We start from the raw sequence: 18,109 nt of genomic DNA, 5'->3' as shown, positions 1-18,109 counted from the left end.
TTATAATAACATCCCTAGTCTTTAATTATTCTAATCCAGCCTCGTATTCTTTATCACTTAATAATGTATCAAGCTCAGCAACATCAGCTAGTTTTACTTTTAATATCCAGTTTTCGTATGGGTCTTCATTTATACATTCTGGTTCATCTTCTAATTTTTCATTAACTTCTAATACTTCACCATTAACAGGAGATATTAAATCAGAAGCTACTTTAGAAGATTCAACTACTCCAAAATCTACTCCCTTAGTTACAGTATCTTCTACTTCTGGTGTTTCAACAAATAATATTTCTCCTAATTGATCTTGAGCATAATCTGTTATACCTATATATACAACATCTCCATCAATTACTTTTACCCATTCATGATCTTTAGAGTATTTTAATTCTGGTAATAATTTCATTTCGATAGACCCCCAATATTATATTATTGATTAATTTATTTAAATCATATTAATATTATATCACATTATTTTAAATTTTCCATCAATTACATTACACTTTCCATAGCTAATGCTGGATGACCTTTTTCTTCTAAGAAAGCTAATACTCCTTCAGAATCGTCAGCTATAGTTTCATCACAAATCATATCACAGAAGTTCTCTATTCCAGTCATTTCTTTAACTGTAGCATTTAATTTATCAGCTACATAATCTTTTAATTCTTTTGGCATCCAAACTATTCTTTCTGGTCCACCTTCTGCATAAGCGAATTTTTTAGAAGATATGAAATGTCTTCCGTGTCCCATGAATCCTGGAGTTTGAACTCCTCCACCTGTCATAGAAGCAAGTTCTCCGAAAGTCATACCAACTGGAGTAACGCTTGGGAATTCTCTGTTAACTACAACAAATCCATTTGCTTCTGGCATTATACCACAGATACACTCGAAGCATCCACAAGAAGTCATAGGGTCTTCTAATATAGAGTATAATGTAACAGCTTCAACTGCACCTTGAGATATTTGGTTTACAGTTTCATTTACAGAGTTCCATACACCTGTTCTATCGTCTAAACATTCACCTTTTTCTATTGGTTGACAAGGACCTGTAGGGTCTAATTCTTTAGTAGCTTTAGCATCTAACCAGCTAACTGCTCCACAAAGACCAAGTCTTTCAGGAGTAACAACACAAACGTGAGCTGGTGCAAATGATTGACATAAGTTACAAGAATAGAAAGTCTCTACACTTTCATCAACCAATGAAGCTAATCTCTCATCTCTAGCATTGTATTTAGCTATTGCTTCACCTTTTAATTCAGAAACTTTTTCTGCATCTGTAATTATAGTTATTTCACACTTATCAACAACTGATTCAAATTCATCTAACATCTTAGCATATAAAACTTCTCCTATATGCTCAAGTCTAAATCCTTTATCAAATGCATCTTTAGAGATTCTTACCCAAGCCATATCTCTTTGTCCAACGTGCATTACACCTTCTATATAGTTTAAGAAGTAGTGGAAACGTCTTTCAAGAACTGGTTCGAAATCTTCTTGCATGTTTTTACCAGCTATTTTAACTATTACAGCAAGTGGTAATCTTAATACACCATCTGCTTCAACTTCATCTATGTTTGGTCCTATTATTTCTATCTTATGGTCTTCAACTTCAGCAGCTTCTTTCTTAACAACAAGCTCCCAAGCTTCAGTTTTATTTCCACCAAATTCAGCAAACATGTCGCTCTTTCTAATTCTTTCACCTTCAAATGCTGCTGCAAATGAAACTGGTATAGGTATTTCAGTAACTTTTATTTTTATTCCTCTAGCTTCTAATGAAGTAGCTACTATCTTATCATAATCTTTTTGAGTTAATAAATTCATTGGAACTTCAAGAACAGTTTGGTCAGTTACAACTGGGAATCCTAAAGCTATTGCTCCAGCACCTGCAGATACAACTAATTCACTTAATGGTCCAAAAGCATTAACAAATGCAGGAACTCTATTAGCTGTGTATTCTAATAATCCGTTTAAATCACCAGGAGTTAATCCACCGAATATTAATGCTGCTCTTACTGCAACAGATACAACGTGGATAACAGAAGTTACATCATATCCTAGAGGTATAACTCTTAGTTCAAGACCCATTTTTACTCCAGCTTCTATAGCTTGGTCTATAACCTTACCAACTAAGAAAGTTAATAAACCTTTAGATTGGTAGTCTTTTATAACTTTTGCTGCTGATTCAGCATCAGGACATTCTCCAAGAACAACTGCAACACCAGGTATATCTCCTGTAACTAGTGGTACACCAAGTGATCTGATTATAGGGTCAGTTATATGACCTGCACATGGCTCACTATATGGAGCATCCATAGTTGAGTATTTTAATGCTTCAATTACTTCTGCAGCTAAAGCAGTAGCTAAACCAGCATTAAAAGCATGTTCTAATAAATGAGTTCTATTGATTAAAGATTTTACTACTTCTAAAGCACCTTCTAAGTCCCCTAAAGTGTTCATTTTTTGTCCTGTTGCAGCATATATACAAGGTAATGAATATGCTGTATCAGGGAAAGCTACTTTATGTTCTTTTCCGTTTTTTTCTATAGCTTCATTTAACATAGCTTGAGCTGCACCCAAAGCTTGTTCTGACCCTGTAAAGATTATATTATATAGATTCATTCTATTTCCCCCTTTAATATTTACACCTATTTTTTATTAACTATACCCTAAAAACCCTAGAAAGCAAATCCACCTTCATTTAACTCTAAGAAAGAGTCTGCATATAAAGATGCCCCGTTGATTATGTCACAAGATTTTACAGTTTTCATTAATTCTGGGTCACATGGATTCATTATAGCTGAACTAAATCCATTAGCCATTGCCATTGCTAAGAATGCACTATCTAAAACAGGTCTAACATGTTTAGGACATCCATTAGATACATTAGATAATCCTCCTGTAGTTAAAAGTCCCATTTCAGTCATCATCTTTATAGCTTCTAAAACTTCTACTTGTTTTTCTTGCATACCTTTTATAACTAAGCATAATGGGTCAAATAATATATCAGTTGGCTCCATTCCTAGCATTAAGCCTTTTTCTAGTATCTCTTGGCAGTAAGCCATACGTTCATCATTATCTCTTGGGATACCTTCTTTTGCACATAAACCTATAACCATTGATTCATATTCAGCTGCTATATCTATTAAATCAAATCTTGAACCAGCATCAGCAGAGTTTATTATTGGTTTTGCATTAGTTCTATCATAAACCTTAAGTCCAGCTTCGATAGCTTTTTTATTAGCTGTATCTAATGCTATAGGAACATTGTTAAATTCAGATTGAAGTAGCTTAACTCCCCATGTCATTATCTCTTCGCCATCTCTTTCAGCAGGCCCTATATTGAAATCTATATAGTGTGCTCCTGCTTCTAATTGTTCTTTTGCTCTTTTTAATATTGGAGCTGGATCTCTTTCTGCTAATGCCTTTCTTATTGAAGGTGAGATACAGTGTATTCTTTCACCTATAATCATAAATTTTTCCATTTATAATGTCCCCCTTTAAATTTAATATTAATAGTTAGTTAATATTTTATTAGTTTGTTTGGCATGCTTTTTCTTGGTATCCTTTTAAGAACTTAGGTAATTCCATAGATTCTTCTGGTCCTATAACTACATTCCATCCTGGTAAGTTATCTTCTATATCACCTTTAAGTACTGCAACTTTTCCTGGAATGATAATGTCTTTACAATTAGTTACTTCTTCTACTTTACTTTCTTTGATGAAAGCAGAGATTGAATTTCCACCAAATTTACCAGCAGCCCAAGATGTAAGAACTGAATATCCACCTGCATCTGGTATTACTAACCATACTGGAACTTTTGATCTTTCTATATCTCCAGCAACTATGAAATAAGTTAATGCAAAGTCAACAGTAACTAATACTGGAGAATTTTCATCTGGGTTATTAATTGGGTAAATCTTTGGTTCAACTCTCATTGGTCTTTGTGGGTCAGTGTATATATTTTGTCTTAATGCAAATAATGGTAATGCTTTAGCATAACTAATATCATCTATTACTATTATAGAACCATATTTTATAGTAAATATTGATGATAAAGCAATTTCCATCATAGGATTTGAGTTAGATAATCTATTTGCAAATACTATTGAAGGATATCCAAATGTTCTATCTTGTTCTTTTAAAGCTATTCTTCTAACTTGCACAGCATTAGTGTAAGTATCTTTTATATTTTCTCCAGTTACATCTAATACTAATTCTTTATATCCAGCAGATTGAACTAATTCAACTGTTTCATATAATTCTTCTAAGCTAGCTGCTTTTACTCCTAATGGTAGGTTTGCTCCTTTAACTACTTCTATCATATCTTTGTAGTTATCTTTAGTTGCTCCATATACCATTGGTCTAGCATCTTTTAATACTTCAACAGCTTCTTTAACTGCTTGTGCATCATCACAAGCTAAAATATAAGCTACTTCTAATCCACTACCTTTTATTTTGTCTATTAGTTTTAAATATGCATCTTTGTCTCCACAGTATTCTAAAACAACCATTTCAACTTTCATTTGTTCACCAATTCTTATATAGTCAACTTTTTTCATGTTAGCTATTTTAGCGTCTACTGCTTCATCACTCATACAAGTACAGAATGAAACTGCATATCTATTTCTACTTACTAATGTTTTTTCATGTCTAAATAATACTGTTTCCCCGCCTAGTTCATATTCAGATGCTCCAGTACCAACTTTTAATGCTTTCATTAAAGGTGCTGTAGCTTCTGATAGTTTTGCTATAGCGTCATCAGACATATGTGGGCATTTGCCTACTTCTACAGCTCCTGAAGCAACCTTCATAGAGAAAGCCATACAAGTTGGGAATCCACAATCCTTACAGTTTTTCTTTGGTGTTAATTTAAATATATCTAAAGCTTTTAATGCCATTATTTTCTCCCCCTAACCTTAACAATTTAATTAAGCTAATGCGTTAACCAATTCTTTTATAGTTTCTATTGATTTTGGATGACGAAGTATAACTGCGTTTGAACCACCTACTAAAACACTTGCTGCAGTTGAAACTTCCATTGCTATAGTTCTTTCTTCTGGACAACCCCAATCTGGCTCATCTTCTACTGGAGCTATAGCTTCTTTAACATGACCTACTTCGAAAGCTACTGGTGTTATGATAGGCATTTGTAATGTCTTATCATTTTGACCAAATGCTGCAAGTCTAATTCTATCCATAGTAGATGCAACATATTCATATCCATAACCAACTGCTGAACATCCAACATTCATAACTATATTTTCACCTTTAACGCCTAATTGAGTTAACAGTACGTTTAATTGTTTTGCTAGGTTTATATCAACAGAAGATTCTGCTCCAACTTTGTGTGAATAAGCCATTCCAGCTGATGCTCCTACTCCTTTGTAGTTATCTTCTACTGCTGACATAAATAGACAGTTATGCCCATCCAACGCTTGAGCTAATTTTTCAAACAGTTTACCATCTTTTTCATGATTTCCTGAACCAGCTACTACTAAAGGCAATGTTATTGCTTCAACTACTGCTTTAGCAACTTCAGCACAGTCATCAACTGATTTATCTAATCCATTTGGGTCAGAACCATCAAATTTTAAACAAATAAAATCTGCTTGTGTATTAGCTTCAACATATTTAGCCCATTCTACTGGACAATTAGCTACATCTTTGTATAACTCTTTATATGAATCAGTCCAGCTTTCAGGATAAACGTCTGATATTTCTATACCTATTTTTGGAGTATTCCCTACTTCTCCATCAAAACTATAAAAAGGTAATACATTTTCCCCACCTAATTTAATTGCTTTTTCCCCTATTCCTACTTCAACTTCTGATATTTTTCCAGAATATTTTTGAGTAGACATTTTAAATGCCATATTTTTTTCCCCCTTAAGCCTATTTTAATTCTAATTTAGCAAAAATCTCTTTCATAGCCACTTTAGATTTTGAATCTTCAGGTAAATTAACTAAAGGAATACCTGTAGAATCATATTCATATATCAATTCATCCATAGGTACAACACCAATTAGCTCTAGGTTATGTTTTTCTATTTCCTCTTTAACACCATCATTCATAACCCCATTTGGAACCTTATTTACAATTAGAAGTATTCTTCCAACATTTAATTTTAGTTCCTCAGCTAAATCTCTTATTCTAGCAACAGCTTGTATGCTACGTCTTGAGCAATCACTAACCAATAAAAGTGTATCAACATGTCTAGTAACTTTTCTGCTTAGATGTTCCATACCAGCTTCGTTGTCCATGACTAAGTATTTGTAGTGACCAGATATTTTGTTTACTTGTTCTCTAAGTATCCCATTTACAAAACAGTAACATCCTTCCCCTTCTGATCTCCCCATTACTAACAAGTCATATCCTTCTCCTTCTTCAATTATAGAATTTAATCTAAATTGTAGATATTGTGCTTTTGTCATACCACCTGGGAATGCATTGCCTAACTTTTCTCTTTGATTTACTTCTTCTCTTATTTCTCCTATTGTTGCTTCAACTTCAATACCTAATACTTCATTTATGTTAGCATTAGCATCAGCATCTACAACTAATACTGGTCCCTTATTGTCCTTAACCAAATAATCAATCAAAAGCCCTGTGAGACTTGTTTTACCAGTTCCACCTTTTCCTGCAACAGCTATATTGTATCCCATTTTAAGACTTCCCCCTTAAATCTAGCCACAGAGCCTTATGTACTCTGTTTACTTATTATAATTTAGGTACAGAATGAACACATTCTCCATGTACATCATGAAGTGCTTCCATTAGTCCTTCAGATAAACTTGGATGTGGATGTATTGCATCCCCTACTTGTTCTACAGTTAATCCTAGATGAACAGCAAGTGATAACTCTGTTAATAAATCTGTAGCATGAGGACCTACTACTGCTGCACCTATTATTTTATCTGTTTCTTTATCAGCTATTATTTTTACAAATCCTTGGAAATGTCCTATAGCCTGTGCTTTTCCAAGTCCTCTAAAATCAAATTGACCTACATTGTATTCTACACCTTCAGCTTCAAGTTGTTTTTCAGTTTTACCAACACCAGCAACTTCAGGTTCAGTATAAACACATCTTGGAATTGCTCTATAATCTACTACTTTAGTTTTTCCTAAAGCATTTTCAACTGCAACAATACCTTCTTTAGAAGCAACATGTGCTAAGAAAGGAGTATCTATTATATCACCTATTGCATATATACCTTCTACATTAGTTTCAAGATGCTCATTAACTACTACTTTTCCTCTTTCCATTTCAATTCCTATATCTTCTACTCCAGAATTATCAAGGTTAGGTCTTCTACCAACACATACTAATGCATATTGTGCTTCTATAACCTTTCCATTAGAAAGAGTTGCAACAGCTTTACCATCAACTACTTCACAAGTTTGTACTCCAATACCTGTAATAACTTTAATCTTATCTTTCTTAAATTGTCTAAGTAGTTGTTTTGCTACATCTTTATCTTCATTTAATAGTATCTGGTCAACCATTTCAACTATAGTTACTTCTGTTCCTAAGGCTCTAAAGAATTGCCCTATTTCACATCCTATAACTCCACCACCTACTATTAACATAGATTCAGGTATATCTTCAAGTCCAAGAACTTCATCACTAGTTATTACAATCTTTCCATCATATGGGAACATTCTTGGTACAACTGGAACAGAACCATTAGCTAGTATTATCTTATCAGCTTTTATAGATTCTACTGTTCCATCATCTTTTGTTACTTCTATAGTATTTTTATCAATTAATTTTCCAAAACCATTAACTAGTTTTACTCCTCTTTTCTCAAATAGGAATTCTATACCACTTATTAATTGATTTACAACTTTATTTTTTCTTTCCATTATGGCAGTGAAATTTGGTGTAACTGTACCATCTATCTCTATACCAAAATCCTTTGCTTCCTTCACAGTATTTAATACCCCTGAAGAAGCAAGAAGTGCTTTAGTTGGTATACATCCTGCATTTAAGCAAGTTCCTCCAACTCTTCTTTTTTCAACAACTGTCACCTCTGCACCAAGCATAGAAGCTTTTATAGCTGCTACATATCCTCCTGGTCCACCACCTACTACTACTATTTTCATCCTTAATTCCCCCAAACCTTATAATCTACAATCTTGTAATACTATAAACCTGCGGCATCTAGTATAGCAGGTATATTTTCTTCTGCCCCAATTGCCATTATATGAACACCATCACATAAATCTTCTTCTTTTAATTGTTTGATAAGTTCTCCTGCCATTTTTATTCCTTCACTTACCCAGTTTTCTTTTCCAGCTGCTCTTAATCTTTCGATTTGTTCATCTGGCACAAATATTCCTGGTACATTTGCAGTCATAAATTTAGCCATTCCTGGAGATTTTAAAGGTACTATCCCTGCCAATACCTTGCAATCCATATCTCTTGTTAGTTCTCTAAACTTTCTCATTGTATTTATGTCATAAAGTGCTTGAGTTTGGAAAAATTTAGCTCCAGCTTTTATTTTCTTTTGCATTTTTAATAATTGAACTTCTATTGGAGAATATTCTGGAGTTACTGATGCTCCTAGATAAAAATCTGGAGAACCTTTTAATTTATTACCAGCCATATCCGTACCTGCCATTAGAGTTTCAGCAGTTTGAAGTATCCCTACAGAGTCTAAATCAAATACACCTTTAGCTTGTGGATGGTCTCCTACGCTAGTATGGTCTCCTGTTAATGCCAACAAGTTGTTTATCCCAAATACACCTGCTGACAACATTTCTCCTTGTATAGCTATCCTATTTCTATCTCTCCCTGTTATTTGAATCACTGGCTCTAATCCAGCATCTTTTAGTAATTTACATGTAGCAAGAGAAGTTGCTCTCATAACTGCTGATTGAAAGTCTGTCACATTTGCTGCATGAACTCTTCCAACTAACGGCTTTGCACATTCAATTAAATGTGAAAGGTCAGTCCCTTTTGGAGGAGCCATCTCAGTAGTAACTGCAAATTTTCCACTCTCTAATGTTTCTCTTAATAAGCTCATCTCTAATCCCCCTTTTAACCTTCTAAAAAAAACTTTTATGAATTGGCTGTTGCTTCTTTCTTTTTCTTTGCACTTAAGCTTCTTGGATTATTTTGCTTAGAATAGTCTTTTGGCGGTCTTATTTCTGCTAAATTATCTAATTGCCCTATAGATTCCAATCTTTCATATATTTTTATCCAAGCACAATCATTTTCTGGATTTACTTCACATTTACCATTTTTAGCTCCACCACAAGCCCCATTCATAAGACCTTTAGCACACATAGTTACTGGACATATTCCACCTGTCCAACCAAGTTCACAGTCTCCACAAGCCTTACAGGCTTCCTCATATTCTCCAACCCTTTGTACTTCCCCTATAAACAAAGTGTTGTTGGCTGGATAAACTGGTTTATTTTTTAGGTTTTTAACTATTGTTTGTGTCCCATCTCCACATGCTAAAGATAAAACTGCATCAGCTTCTTTAGTTTCTTCTTTTAGAGCCTTTAAGTCCTTTTTAGACTTTAAAAGGTTACAAGCAGGATCAAGCATTACATATCCTAAGATTTTTTTGCCCTCACCTTCAAGAGTTTCCTTCATTTTTAGAACTTCTTCTTCTCCACCACTCTTACAAGTCGCTGCACATTGATTACAACCAACTAAAACTAGCTTGTCAAAATTCTTTAAGTACCCTAGCACTTCTTCCAATGGTTTATTTTCAGAAATTATCATATCTACTTCCCCCCTAAACCTTCCACAATATCTATCTATTTATTGTTTTGCAACTTACAAGCTTTAACTACATGTTTTGCAAGTATAGATGTTGTAACTGAACCAACCCCCGCTGGAACTGGAGTTATCATCGATACTTTATTTAAAACTGCATTTGTATCAACATCTCCACATAAATTTCCTTCTTCATCAACATTTATACCAACGTCTATAACTACTGCTCCATCTTTCACAAAACTTTCATCTACCATCTTAGCTCTACCAATAGCTGCTATCAATACGTCCGCTTCTGCAGCTACATCTGATAAGTTTTTAGTCTTTGAATGGCATATTGTAACAGTTGCATGTTCACTTAATAAAAGCATTGATACTGGCTTCCCAACTACCATTGATCTTCCAAGAACTGTTACCTTACTTCCTTTTAAATCAACATTATAATGTTTTAATATTTCTACTACTGCTGTAGGAGTACATGGTGGGAATCCACTCTTATCTCCTTCCATGACTTTAGCAGAGTTTATTGGGCTAAAACAATCTACATCTTTTTCTGGTGCAATGACATATTTTATAACTTCTTCATTTAAGTGTTTTGGAAGTGGTCTAAAACATAATATACCATTAACATCCTTGTCATCATTAACTTTCTTTAAAACATCAATATATTCTTCTTGAGTTATATCTTCAGCTAATTCCAACACTTCAGTTGTTATACCAATGTTTTGACATCTTTTTAGTGCTCCTCTTTCATATGATAAATCATCGCTTCTTGCTCCAACTCTAACTATTGTTAGCTTAGGATTTATACCTTCTTTAACTAGTAACTCGACTTCTTTTATTAAGTCTTCACTAATCTTATCAGCTACAGGTTTTCCTTTTATAATCTGTCCTTTAGTTGACATTACTTCCATATATTCACAACTCCCCTACAAGCAAACTTAAATTAATTTATTCTATATACCACATATTAATAACATAGTATCTACTTTCGTCATTTAAAAATTATTTACCAAGCGCTTTTTCAACTTTAGCATAAACTTCATCACAAGTTTTAACGCCATCTTCAACTAATTTATCTACTTCTGTTTTTACTTTACTAACATATTCTTGATCTTGTATAGAATTTATATTTATAACTACATTTAATTGTCCACCAAGTATAGCAGCTCTTAAACATTGAACTCCTACACCAACGTCGCTTATAGCAAGTCTTGAACCTTTATCAACTAAATCTTCATGTAACTTAATAGCTTCATAACAAACTCTTACTATATTTAATGGTACTTCACAAGCAACTTTTAGCGCTTTTTCCATTGTTTCTGCTTTTATTCTTTTTTCCTCTTCTGTTTCTTTAGGAAGCCCATAAGCTTTTGATAATGGTAAGAAACATTCTGCATCATCATCTATCATTTTTAATAAATCTTTTTCTAATTTTCCTGCTTTATTTAATATATCTTTTACACTTTCTTCATACTCAGCATACTTTTTCTTTCCTATTGTAAGATTGCATACCATACTCCCTAAAGCCATACCAATTGCACCAACTAGTGCGGCAGCTCCACCGCCACCTGGTACTGCTTCTTTAGAAGATAGTACTTCTACAAAATCAACACAAGTTTTATCTGCTATTTTCATGATAATCCTCCTTAAAAGGATGTAGGAAAATATCCTAAATTATCTTAGAGATATTTCCTACTCTTTATTTATAAATTAATACACTTAGAATAATCCAGCTATTACTCCGTTTTCATCAACATCTATTTTTTCTGCTGCTGGAACTTTTGGTAATCCTGGCATTTTCATTATTTCTCCAGTAAGTGCAACTATAAATCCAGCTCCTGCTGAAATTGATGCTTGTCTTACAGTTATTCTAAATCCTGTTGGTCTACCTAATTTAGTTTGGTCATCAGTTAAAGAATATTGAGTTTTAGCCATACATACTGGAACTTTAGTAAATCCAAGTTTTTCTAAGTTAGCTATTTCTTTATCAGCTTCTGGAGTATAATCTACACCATCTGCTCCATAAATCTTAGTAGCTATAGCATTTATCTTATCTTTTATAGATAAATCATCTTCATAGCAGAATCTAAAATTATTTTCTTCTTCATCTAATAATCTTAAAACTTCTTTAGCTACTGCAATTCCACCTTCTCCACCTTTTGCCCATACTTCAGAAAGAGCAACATTAACGCCTAATTCTTTACACTTGTCTTCAACAAGTTTAAGTTCAGCTTCAGTATCAAGTGGGAATCTGTTTATTGCAACAACTGCTGGTAATCCATATACTTGAGTTATGTTTTCAACATGTTTTAATAAGTTTGGAAGTCCTTTTTCAAGAGCTTCTAGATTTTCTTCGTTTAAGTCTGCTTTAGCAACTCCACCATTGTATTTTAATGCTCTTACAGTAGCAACTATTATAACAGCATCTGGTTTTAAGTTTGCCATTCTACATTTTATATCTAAGAATTTTTCTGCTCCAAGGTCAGCACCGAAACCAGCCTCAGTTATTACATAATCTGCAAAGTGCATAGCCATTCTTGTAGCTATAACAGAGTTACATCCATGAGCTATATTTGCAAATGGTCCACCATGTACAAATGATGGTGTTCCTTCAAGAGTTTGAACTAGGTTTGGTTTTAAAGCATCTTTTAATAATGCAGCCATAGCACCGTTAGCTTTTAATTGTCTAGCTGTTACAGGTGCACCTTCGTAGCTATATCCAACTATTATGTTTCCTAATCTTTCTTTTAAGTCAGCTATATCACTTGCCAAACAGAACGCTGCCATTATTTCAGAAGCAACAGTTATATCAAATCCATCTTGTCTAACTGCTCCATCACCTTTTTTACCCATACCATCAACGATATTTCTAAGTTGTCTATCGTTCATGTCTACACATCTTCTCCAAGTTATTTTCTTAGGGTCTATTCTAAGTTCATTTCCTTGATGAATATGATTGTCAAGCATAGCAGCTAAAAGGTTATTAGCAGCTCCTATAGCATGAAAGTCTCCTGTGAAGTGTAAATTTATATCTTCCATAGGAACAACTTGTGCATATCCTCCACCAGCTGCCCCACCTTTAACACCAAATACTGGTCCTAGAGATGGTTCTCTTAGAGCAACTAATACATTTTTATCTAATTTTGCAAATGCATCAGCAACACCGATAGTAGTAGTAGTTTTTCCTTCACCTGCTGGAGTTGGGTTTATAGCTGTAGTTAATATTAACTTAGCTTTTTTCCCAGTTTCTCTTTTTAGTAGATTGTAGTCAACTTTGGCTTTGTATTTACCATATAGTTCTACATCTTCTTCACCTAGTCCTAATTTTTTTGCAACCTCTCTAATATCTTGAGGTTTAGCTTCTTGAGCTATTTCAATGTCAGATTTAAATCCCATAACTGAATCTCCTCCCACAACCTAAATAGATTTAAAATATAATTTTTGTATAAATTGTATTAATATGTAAAAATTATATTTTATAAGATAATTATACATGTAAAATTGCTTAAAAACTAGCTACTAAGCTATTAAAATATCTTTAACTTAATAGCTAGTCATTTATCTAATTAATCATTTATTACCTATCTAATACCTATTTATTGCCTTTAACCAACAACCCAATTATAAATCAAAATTTCTATTTATCTTTAAGTGACATTAATTTCTCTTTTATTTCTTTAATTTGTGCCTTTGTTGTTTCACTAGAATCATATGGAGATTGATTAGCTCTATCAGAATCTATAACATCTTGATTGTAATAGATAAATCCTAAAGATTCCCCATCTTCTAAGTTTTGTATTATAAATTCTTCATCTTCTTTATTTCTGATTTTGTTACCTACAACAAATACCTTATTTACGCCTATATCATGACCAAGTTTTTTAACTTTTCTATATGTTTGGAGACTTCTTTCTCCTGGCTCTACAACTACTATAAAAGCATCTACACCTTGAGCTGTTCCTCTTCCTAAGTGTTCAATTCCAGCTTCCATATCCATAACAACTACATCTTTATTTTGTAGTATTAAGTGTGAACAGAGTCTTTTTAAAAGAACGTGCTCTGGACATACACATCCAGTGCCACCAGAATCCACTGTTCCTAATGTAAGTAATCTCACTCCGTTGTATTCTTTACAGAAATTTTCAGGTATATCGTCTACTTTAGGATTCATCTTAAACATTTTTCCAAATGAACCTACAGAAGCAGCTGTTCTATCTGAAACTAACTTTTTCATTTCTGATATAGGTACTATTGATTCATATACTTCTTTTGGAAAACCTAGTGCTAAAGCTAAATTAGCATCAGGATCGGCATCAACAGCAACAACTCTGTATCCGTCTTCAGCAAACATCCTAGAGAGCATTGAAGAAAAAGTCGTTTTACCTACTCCACCTTTACCTGTTATTGCTATCTTCATAATCCCTACCACCTTTATTACTATTTGCTTTTTATTTTATTTATGTTTTAGTGTAGTTATCTATTTTTTAAACACTAAAAATAAACTACAGCTAGTCCTTACAGGAACCAATTACATTTACCCTACTAGCTTTTCAAAGCAGCATGTATAGTTTTAGTATTCTTCATTATATTGTTTATATTTTATTTATTCAGTATATTCATTGTATTTTGATGTTCTTTTCTTTAATATTTGACTTCATTCAACTATAAAACCTTTATTTAGATATAAAATCGTTTTTTCTAAGGCTTTAGCCATTTTCTAAGCTTCTGCTTCAACACCCATTTTTTCTTCAACTAATGCTTCGAAGTGAACACGTTTCTTTTCTATATCTTCTATTATTGTAGCTGCTAACTCTTTTGGATTTGTATTTACAGTAAATGTTGCACCAACTTTATCTTTTAATTCGCTAGTTAATATATCTACTGCTCTTGAAGAACCAGCTATTGGAGGCATTATTCCTAAGTAAGTGTCTATACCAGAAGCTACAACATAGCATCCTATAGCAACTGCTTTTTCTGACATCCACTCTGGAGCTATACCTACAACTGGAAGGTCACACATATCCATATCTAAGTAATTAGCTGCTGCTCCAACTAAATCTAATATACGGCTTATATCAACGCAAGAACCCATATGTAGTACTGGTGGGATTCCTACTAATTTACAGACAGTTGCAAGACCTTTACCTGCATATTTTTCAGCTGCATCAGTTTCCATTAAACCAAATTTAGCTGCTGCTGAAGCACCACATCCTGTAGTAACTACTATTATGTCGTTTTTAATTAATTCTTTCATTATTGTTACGTGAGCCTCATTTGAAACTCCTTTAGCATTGTTACATCCAACTACACCAGCTGCTCCTCTTAATACTCCAGATTTTAAACAGTCTGTTAATGGCTTAACTGTTCCTGCTGGATCTATATGAGAGTTTACAACTCTGTCTAATTGATTTACTACTGCTTCTACACTATACCCAACTGTTGCCCCTGATTTTAATTCAGGTATAAGTACTTTTGATTTATCTCTATTTTTAAAGTTTAAGATAGCTTCTTTAACTATTGATTTAGCATCATCAAGAGCTTGTTCTTCTCTAAATTCAATATAAGTTGAACCTGTTATTTTAGCTTTTGGAGAAGTTGTTACAAATTTAGTGTGGTAACAATCTGCTACTCTAGCTAGTGCAGGGAATATACATTGAACGTCAACTATTACAGCCTCAACTGCTCCAGTTACTATTGCAAGTTCTTGTTGATGGAAGTCTCCTGCTATTCTTACACCATGTCTCATTGTAATTTCATTACCTGTACAACACATACCAGCTAAGTTTATTCCATCTGCTCCAACTTCTTTAGCTAAAGCTATTAAGTCTGGTTCTTCTGCAGCTAAAACTATCATTTCTGATAATGCTGGCTCATGTCCATGTAATATTATATTAACTTTATTTTCTTCTAATACTGCTAAGTTAGCTTCTGTTCTTCTTGGTACTGGAGTTCCAAATAAGATATCGCTTAAACGAGTACCTATCATAGAACCACCCCAACCATCAGCCATAGAAGTTCTTAGACTCATGTGTATTAAACTATCTATATCACCAGTACAACCTATATGAGTAGAGTGCATTATTGTTGCAATTTCTCTATCTATAGCTCTTGGTTCTATAGCATATTCTTTCCATATTTTTTGTCTTGGTTCTGGCGCATTTTTTATAAATCTTAATGTCCCAAAAGGTTTACCAAATTCCATTAATGCAATTTCTGCCACTTCATGTGCTACATCATAGATATCTCTACCTTCTGTTTCTACATCCCATTCTTTAGCTAAAGTAATTAATTTAGCTTCGTCTCTTATTTTATAGTTTCCATTTGGATCAGCTAATGCTAATGTATGTGCTATATCTCTAGCATGGTCTGAATGGGCAGCTGTCCCACCAGCAACCATTCTTGCAAAGTTTCTACCTACTATAGTGTGTTCGTCTGCTCCACATAACCCTCTTGGAGTTTTAGGACTTATTCTACATGGTCCCATTCCACATATTCTACAGCAAACCCCTTGAAGACCAAAACCACATTGTGCTTTAAAGCCTTCTTTTCTATCATACATTGTTTCTACGCCTTCTTCTCTAGCTTTTGCTATCATCTTCTGGCTGTTTAAATCAATTGTTAACATTTTTTCATCCATATTCCTATCCCCTTTTTTTGATTTTTAAAATCCCCCAGGTGACTGACTTCATGTCATAAAATAATAAAATAAATGCTTTCTAAGTTGATTATATACTAATTTTCAGCACTTTGCTTTAGATTTAAATATTTTTTTAACAAAATTAGATAATACATAAAAATTTTATTTTTAATACCTAATTTAAGTTAATTTAACTACTCATTTTTGGCTATTTTTTAATACTTGAGCCTACTTTTTTGATATTTTAGTTTAATTAAATTATGTTTTGATTTTTTTAAATCAATTTTGAATTATTTCTAGTCAATTTTTTGATATTATATCTTATTTGTGTGTTTATTATTTCTCACTACTTTTTTGGACTTGTTACAGATTTTTACTCCCTATACCATAATTAGTAAAAACTTCTTAGAATAGCATTTTTTGGACTAATTTTTTGAAATTTTTTTATTTTTCTTACTTTAATATTAATTATAGCTTCAAATTGAACATTTGTATATATTCATTTGAAGCTATAATTATTTTTTATATAAAATTTTTTTAATATTGCATTAATTTAGATATTATGACTACATTTTATCTTTTAACGCATTTATTTTACACACTTAATGTTTTTATTTCATACTTTTAGCTACAATAGCTCCATACGCAATAGAGTACAATTTAGATTCATGTGAATCAGCTCTTGATACTAAAACTATAGGAGCTTTTGCGCCCATAATTATACCTGCTGATTTAGAATCTGCCATGTATGTAAAGGCTTTTCCTATGCCATTACCAACTTCTATTGTTGGAACCAACATAATATCTACATCTCCAGATACTTCACTTTTAAATCCTTTTATCTCACTAGCTTCTTTTGAAACTGCTAAGTCAAAAGCTAAAGGACCTTCTACAATTACATTATCTCCAAATTCTCCTGCTTGACAAGCTTTTGCTAGCATATCTGCATCTACAGTAGCTTGCATTTTAGGATTTACTTTTTCCTTAGCTGCTAAGCATGCAACTTTTACAGTTTCCATACCTAAAGCTTTTGCTGCTTTTATAGAATTTTTTAATATCTTTGCCTTTTGTTCATAGTCAGGAGCTATATTCATTCCTCCATCTGTAGTTATCAATAGCTTATGGTATCTTTCTAACTCATATACCATAACATGACTTAATAAACTATCAGTTCTAAGACCATAATCTTTATTTAACACTTCTTTCAAGATAACAGATGTATCTAATAAACCTTTCATTACAAAATCAGCTTCTTTACTTGATACTAATTTAACTGCTATTTCAGCACAGTCTTTAATATCATCCTTGTCAATAATTTTAATTCCACCCAAATCAAATTCTATTTCTTTTGATATTTCTCTTATCTTTCCTTCATTTCCAACCAATATAGGAGTAATTATATTTCTTTCTACAGCATCCTTTATAGCCATTAAAACTTCTTTGTCGTGAGCTGCTGCTACAGAAAGTACTATTTTTTCTCCTCCTTTAAGCTGCTCTAAAATATCATCTAATTTCTTTATCAAAAGTAACCCCTCCCTTATATATATTTAACTAAATAATACCATATTTGATATGTCTTTTATCAATTTATTTTTTATGTTACAAAAAATTTGTACAACTAAAATCTGCTTTAATATTTAATTATTATAAATTCAAGATACTTATGAAATATAATATTACAAATAGTAAATAAGAGTAAAAATACTTAGACAAAGTAAATAAAAAAAGTGGTACAACATA

15 protein-coding genes are annotated in these 18,109 nt (G+C 32.8%); all 15 read right to left on the bottom strand.

The window, feature by feature from the left end; genetic code table 11:
• Positions 1-25: 25 nt before the first annotated feature.
• Positions 26-403 carry a glycine cleavage system protein GcvH gene (gcvH, locus tag IC218_RS13955; protein ID WP_003418363.1) on the bottom strand — a complete coding sequence of 126 codons (378 nt, stop codon included), beginning with the start codon at positions 401-403 and terminating at the stop codon, positions 26-28.
• A gap of 86 nt (positions 404-489) precedes the next feature.
• Positions 490-2,616, bottom strand: coding sequence for an acetyl-CoA decarbonylase/synthase complex subunit alpha/beta (gene acsB, locus IC218_RS13950; protein ID WP_227433443.1), 2,127 nt, complete (start codon positions 2,614-2,616; stop codon positions 490-492).
• A 56-nt stretch (positions 2,617-2,672) separates the two neighbouring features.
• Complete coding sequence (gene acsE / locus IC218_RS13945; protein WP_227433444.1) at positions 2,673-3,479, bottom strand: carbon monoxide dehydrogenase/acetyl-CoA synthase methytransferase subunit; 807 nt, start codon at positions 3,477-3,479, stop codon at positions 2,673-2,675.
• Positions 3,480-3,528: 49 nt separating this feature from the next.
• The gene (gene acsC, locus IC218_RS13940; RefSeq protein WP_227433445.1) at positions 3,529-4,896 is read right to left on the bottom strand and encodes an acetyl-CoA decarbonylase/synthase complex subunit gamma; all 1,368 of its coding nucleotides are present in this window, start codon (positions 4,894-4,896) and stop codon (positions 3,529-3,531) included.
• Positions 4,897-4,926: 30 nt separating this feature from the next.
• Complete coding sequence (gene acsD / locus IC218_RS13935) at positions 4,927-5,871, bottom strand: acetyl-CoA decarbonylase/synthase complex subunit delta (protein WP_227433446.1); 945 nt, start codon at positions 5,869-5,871, stop codon at positions 4,927-4,929.
• Positions 5,872-5,890: 19 nt separating this feature from the next.
• On the bottom strand, positions 5,891-6,661 hold the full coding sequence (locus IC218_RS13930) for a carbon monoxide dehydrogenase accessory protein CooC (protein WP_021383511.1): 771 nt from the start codon (positions 6,659-6,661) through the stop codon (positions 5,891-5,893).
• Between the two features lie 55 nt (positions 6,662-6,716).
• The gene (lpdA, locus tag IC218_RS13925) at positions 6,717-8,102 is read right to left on the bottom strand and encodes a dihydrolipoyl dehydrogenase (protein ID WP_227433447.1); all 1,386 of its coding nucleotides are present in this window, start codon (positions 8,100-8,102) and stop codon (positions 6,717-6,719) included.
• Between the two features lie 41 nt (positions 8,103-8,143).
• Positions 8,144-9,025: a methylenetetrahydrofolate reductase gene (locus tag IC218_RS13920; RefSeq protein ID WP_003432262.1), complete on the bottom strand. Its 882-nt coding sequence runs from the start codon at positions 9,023-9,025 to the stop codon at positions 8,144-8,146.
• 35 nt (positions 9,026-9,060) lie between these two features.
• A complete protein-coding gene (locus IC218_RS13915; protein WP_227433448.1) occupies positions 9,061-9,735 on the bottom strand; it encodes a methylenetetrahydrofolate reductase C-terminal domain-containing protein in 675 nt (224 codons plus the stop codon).
• A 35-nt stretch (positions 9,736-9,770) separates the two neighbouring features.
• The gene (locus tag IC218_RS13910; RefSeq protein WP_227433449.1) at positions 9,771-10,643 is read right to left on the bottom strand and encodes a bifunctional 5,10-methylenetetrahydrofolate dehydrogenase/5,10-methenyltetrahydrofolate cyclohydrolase; all 873 of its coding nucleotides are present in this window, start codon (positions 10,641-10,643) and stop codon (positions 9,771-9,773) included.
• Positions 10,644-10,734: 91 nt separating this feature from the next.
• Positions 10,735-11,367, bottom strand: coding sequence for a cyclodeaminase/cyclohydrolase family protein (locus IC218_RS13905; protein ID WP_227433450.1), 633 nt, complete (start codon positions 11,365-11,367; stop codon positions 10,735-10,737).
• 84 nt (positions 11,368-11,451) lie between these two features.
• Entirely contained in the window at positions 11,452-13,128 is a 1,677-nt protein-coding gene (locus IC218_RS13900) for a formate--tetrahydrofolate ligase (RefSeq protein WP_227433451.1), read from the bottom strand.
• Between the two features lie 241 nt (positions 13,129-13,369).
• Positions 13,370-14,149, bottom strand: coding sequence for an AAA family ATPase (locus IC218_RS13895; protein WP_227433452.1), 780 nt, complete (start codon positions 14,147-14,149; stop codon positions 13,370-13,372).
• Between the two features lie 300 nt (positions 14,150-14,449).
• Positions 14,450-16,369, bottom strand: coding sequence for an anaerobic carbon-monoxide dehydrogenase catalytic subunit (cooS, locus tag IC218_RS13890; RefSeq protein ID WP_227433453.1), 1,920 nt, complete (start codon positions 16,367-16,369; stop codon positions 14,450-14,452).
• Between the two features lie 611 nt (positions 16,370-16,980).
• Positions 16,981-17,892, bottom strand: coding sequence for a bifunctional enoyl-CoA hydratase/phosphate acetyltransferase (locus IC218_RS13885; protein ID WP_227433454.1), 912 nt, complete (start codon positions 17,890-17,892; stop codon positions 16,981-16,983).
• Positions 17,893-18,109 lie beyond the last annotated feature (217 nt).

The organism is Clostridioides sp. ES-S-0005-03 (genome assembly GCF_020658455.1).
Classification (GTDB): Bacteria; Bacillota; Clostridia; order Peptostreptococcales; family Peptostreptococcaceae; genus Clostridioides.
The sequence above is the reverse complement of the archived record's forward strand: the minus strand, read 5'-3'. Positions and strand labels throughout refer to the sequence as shown.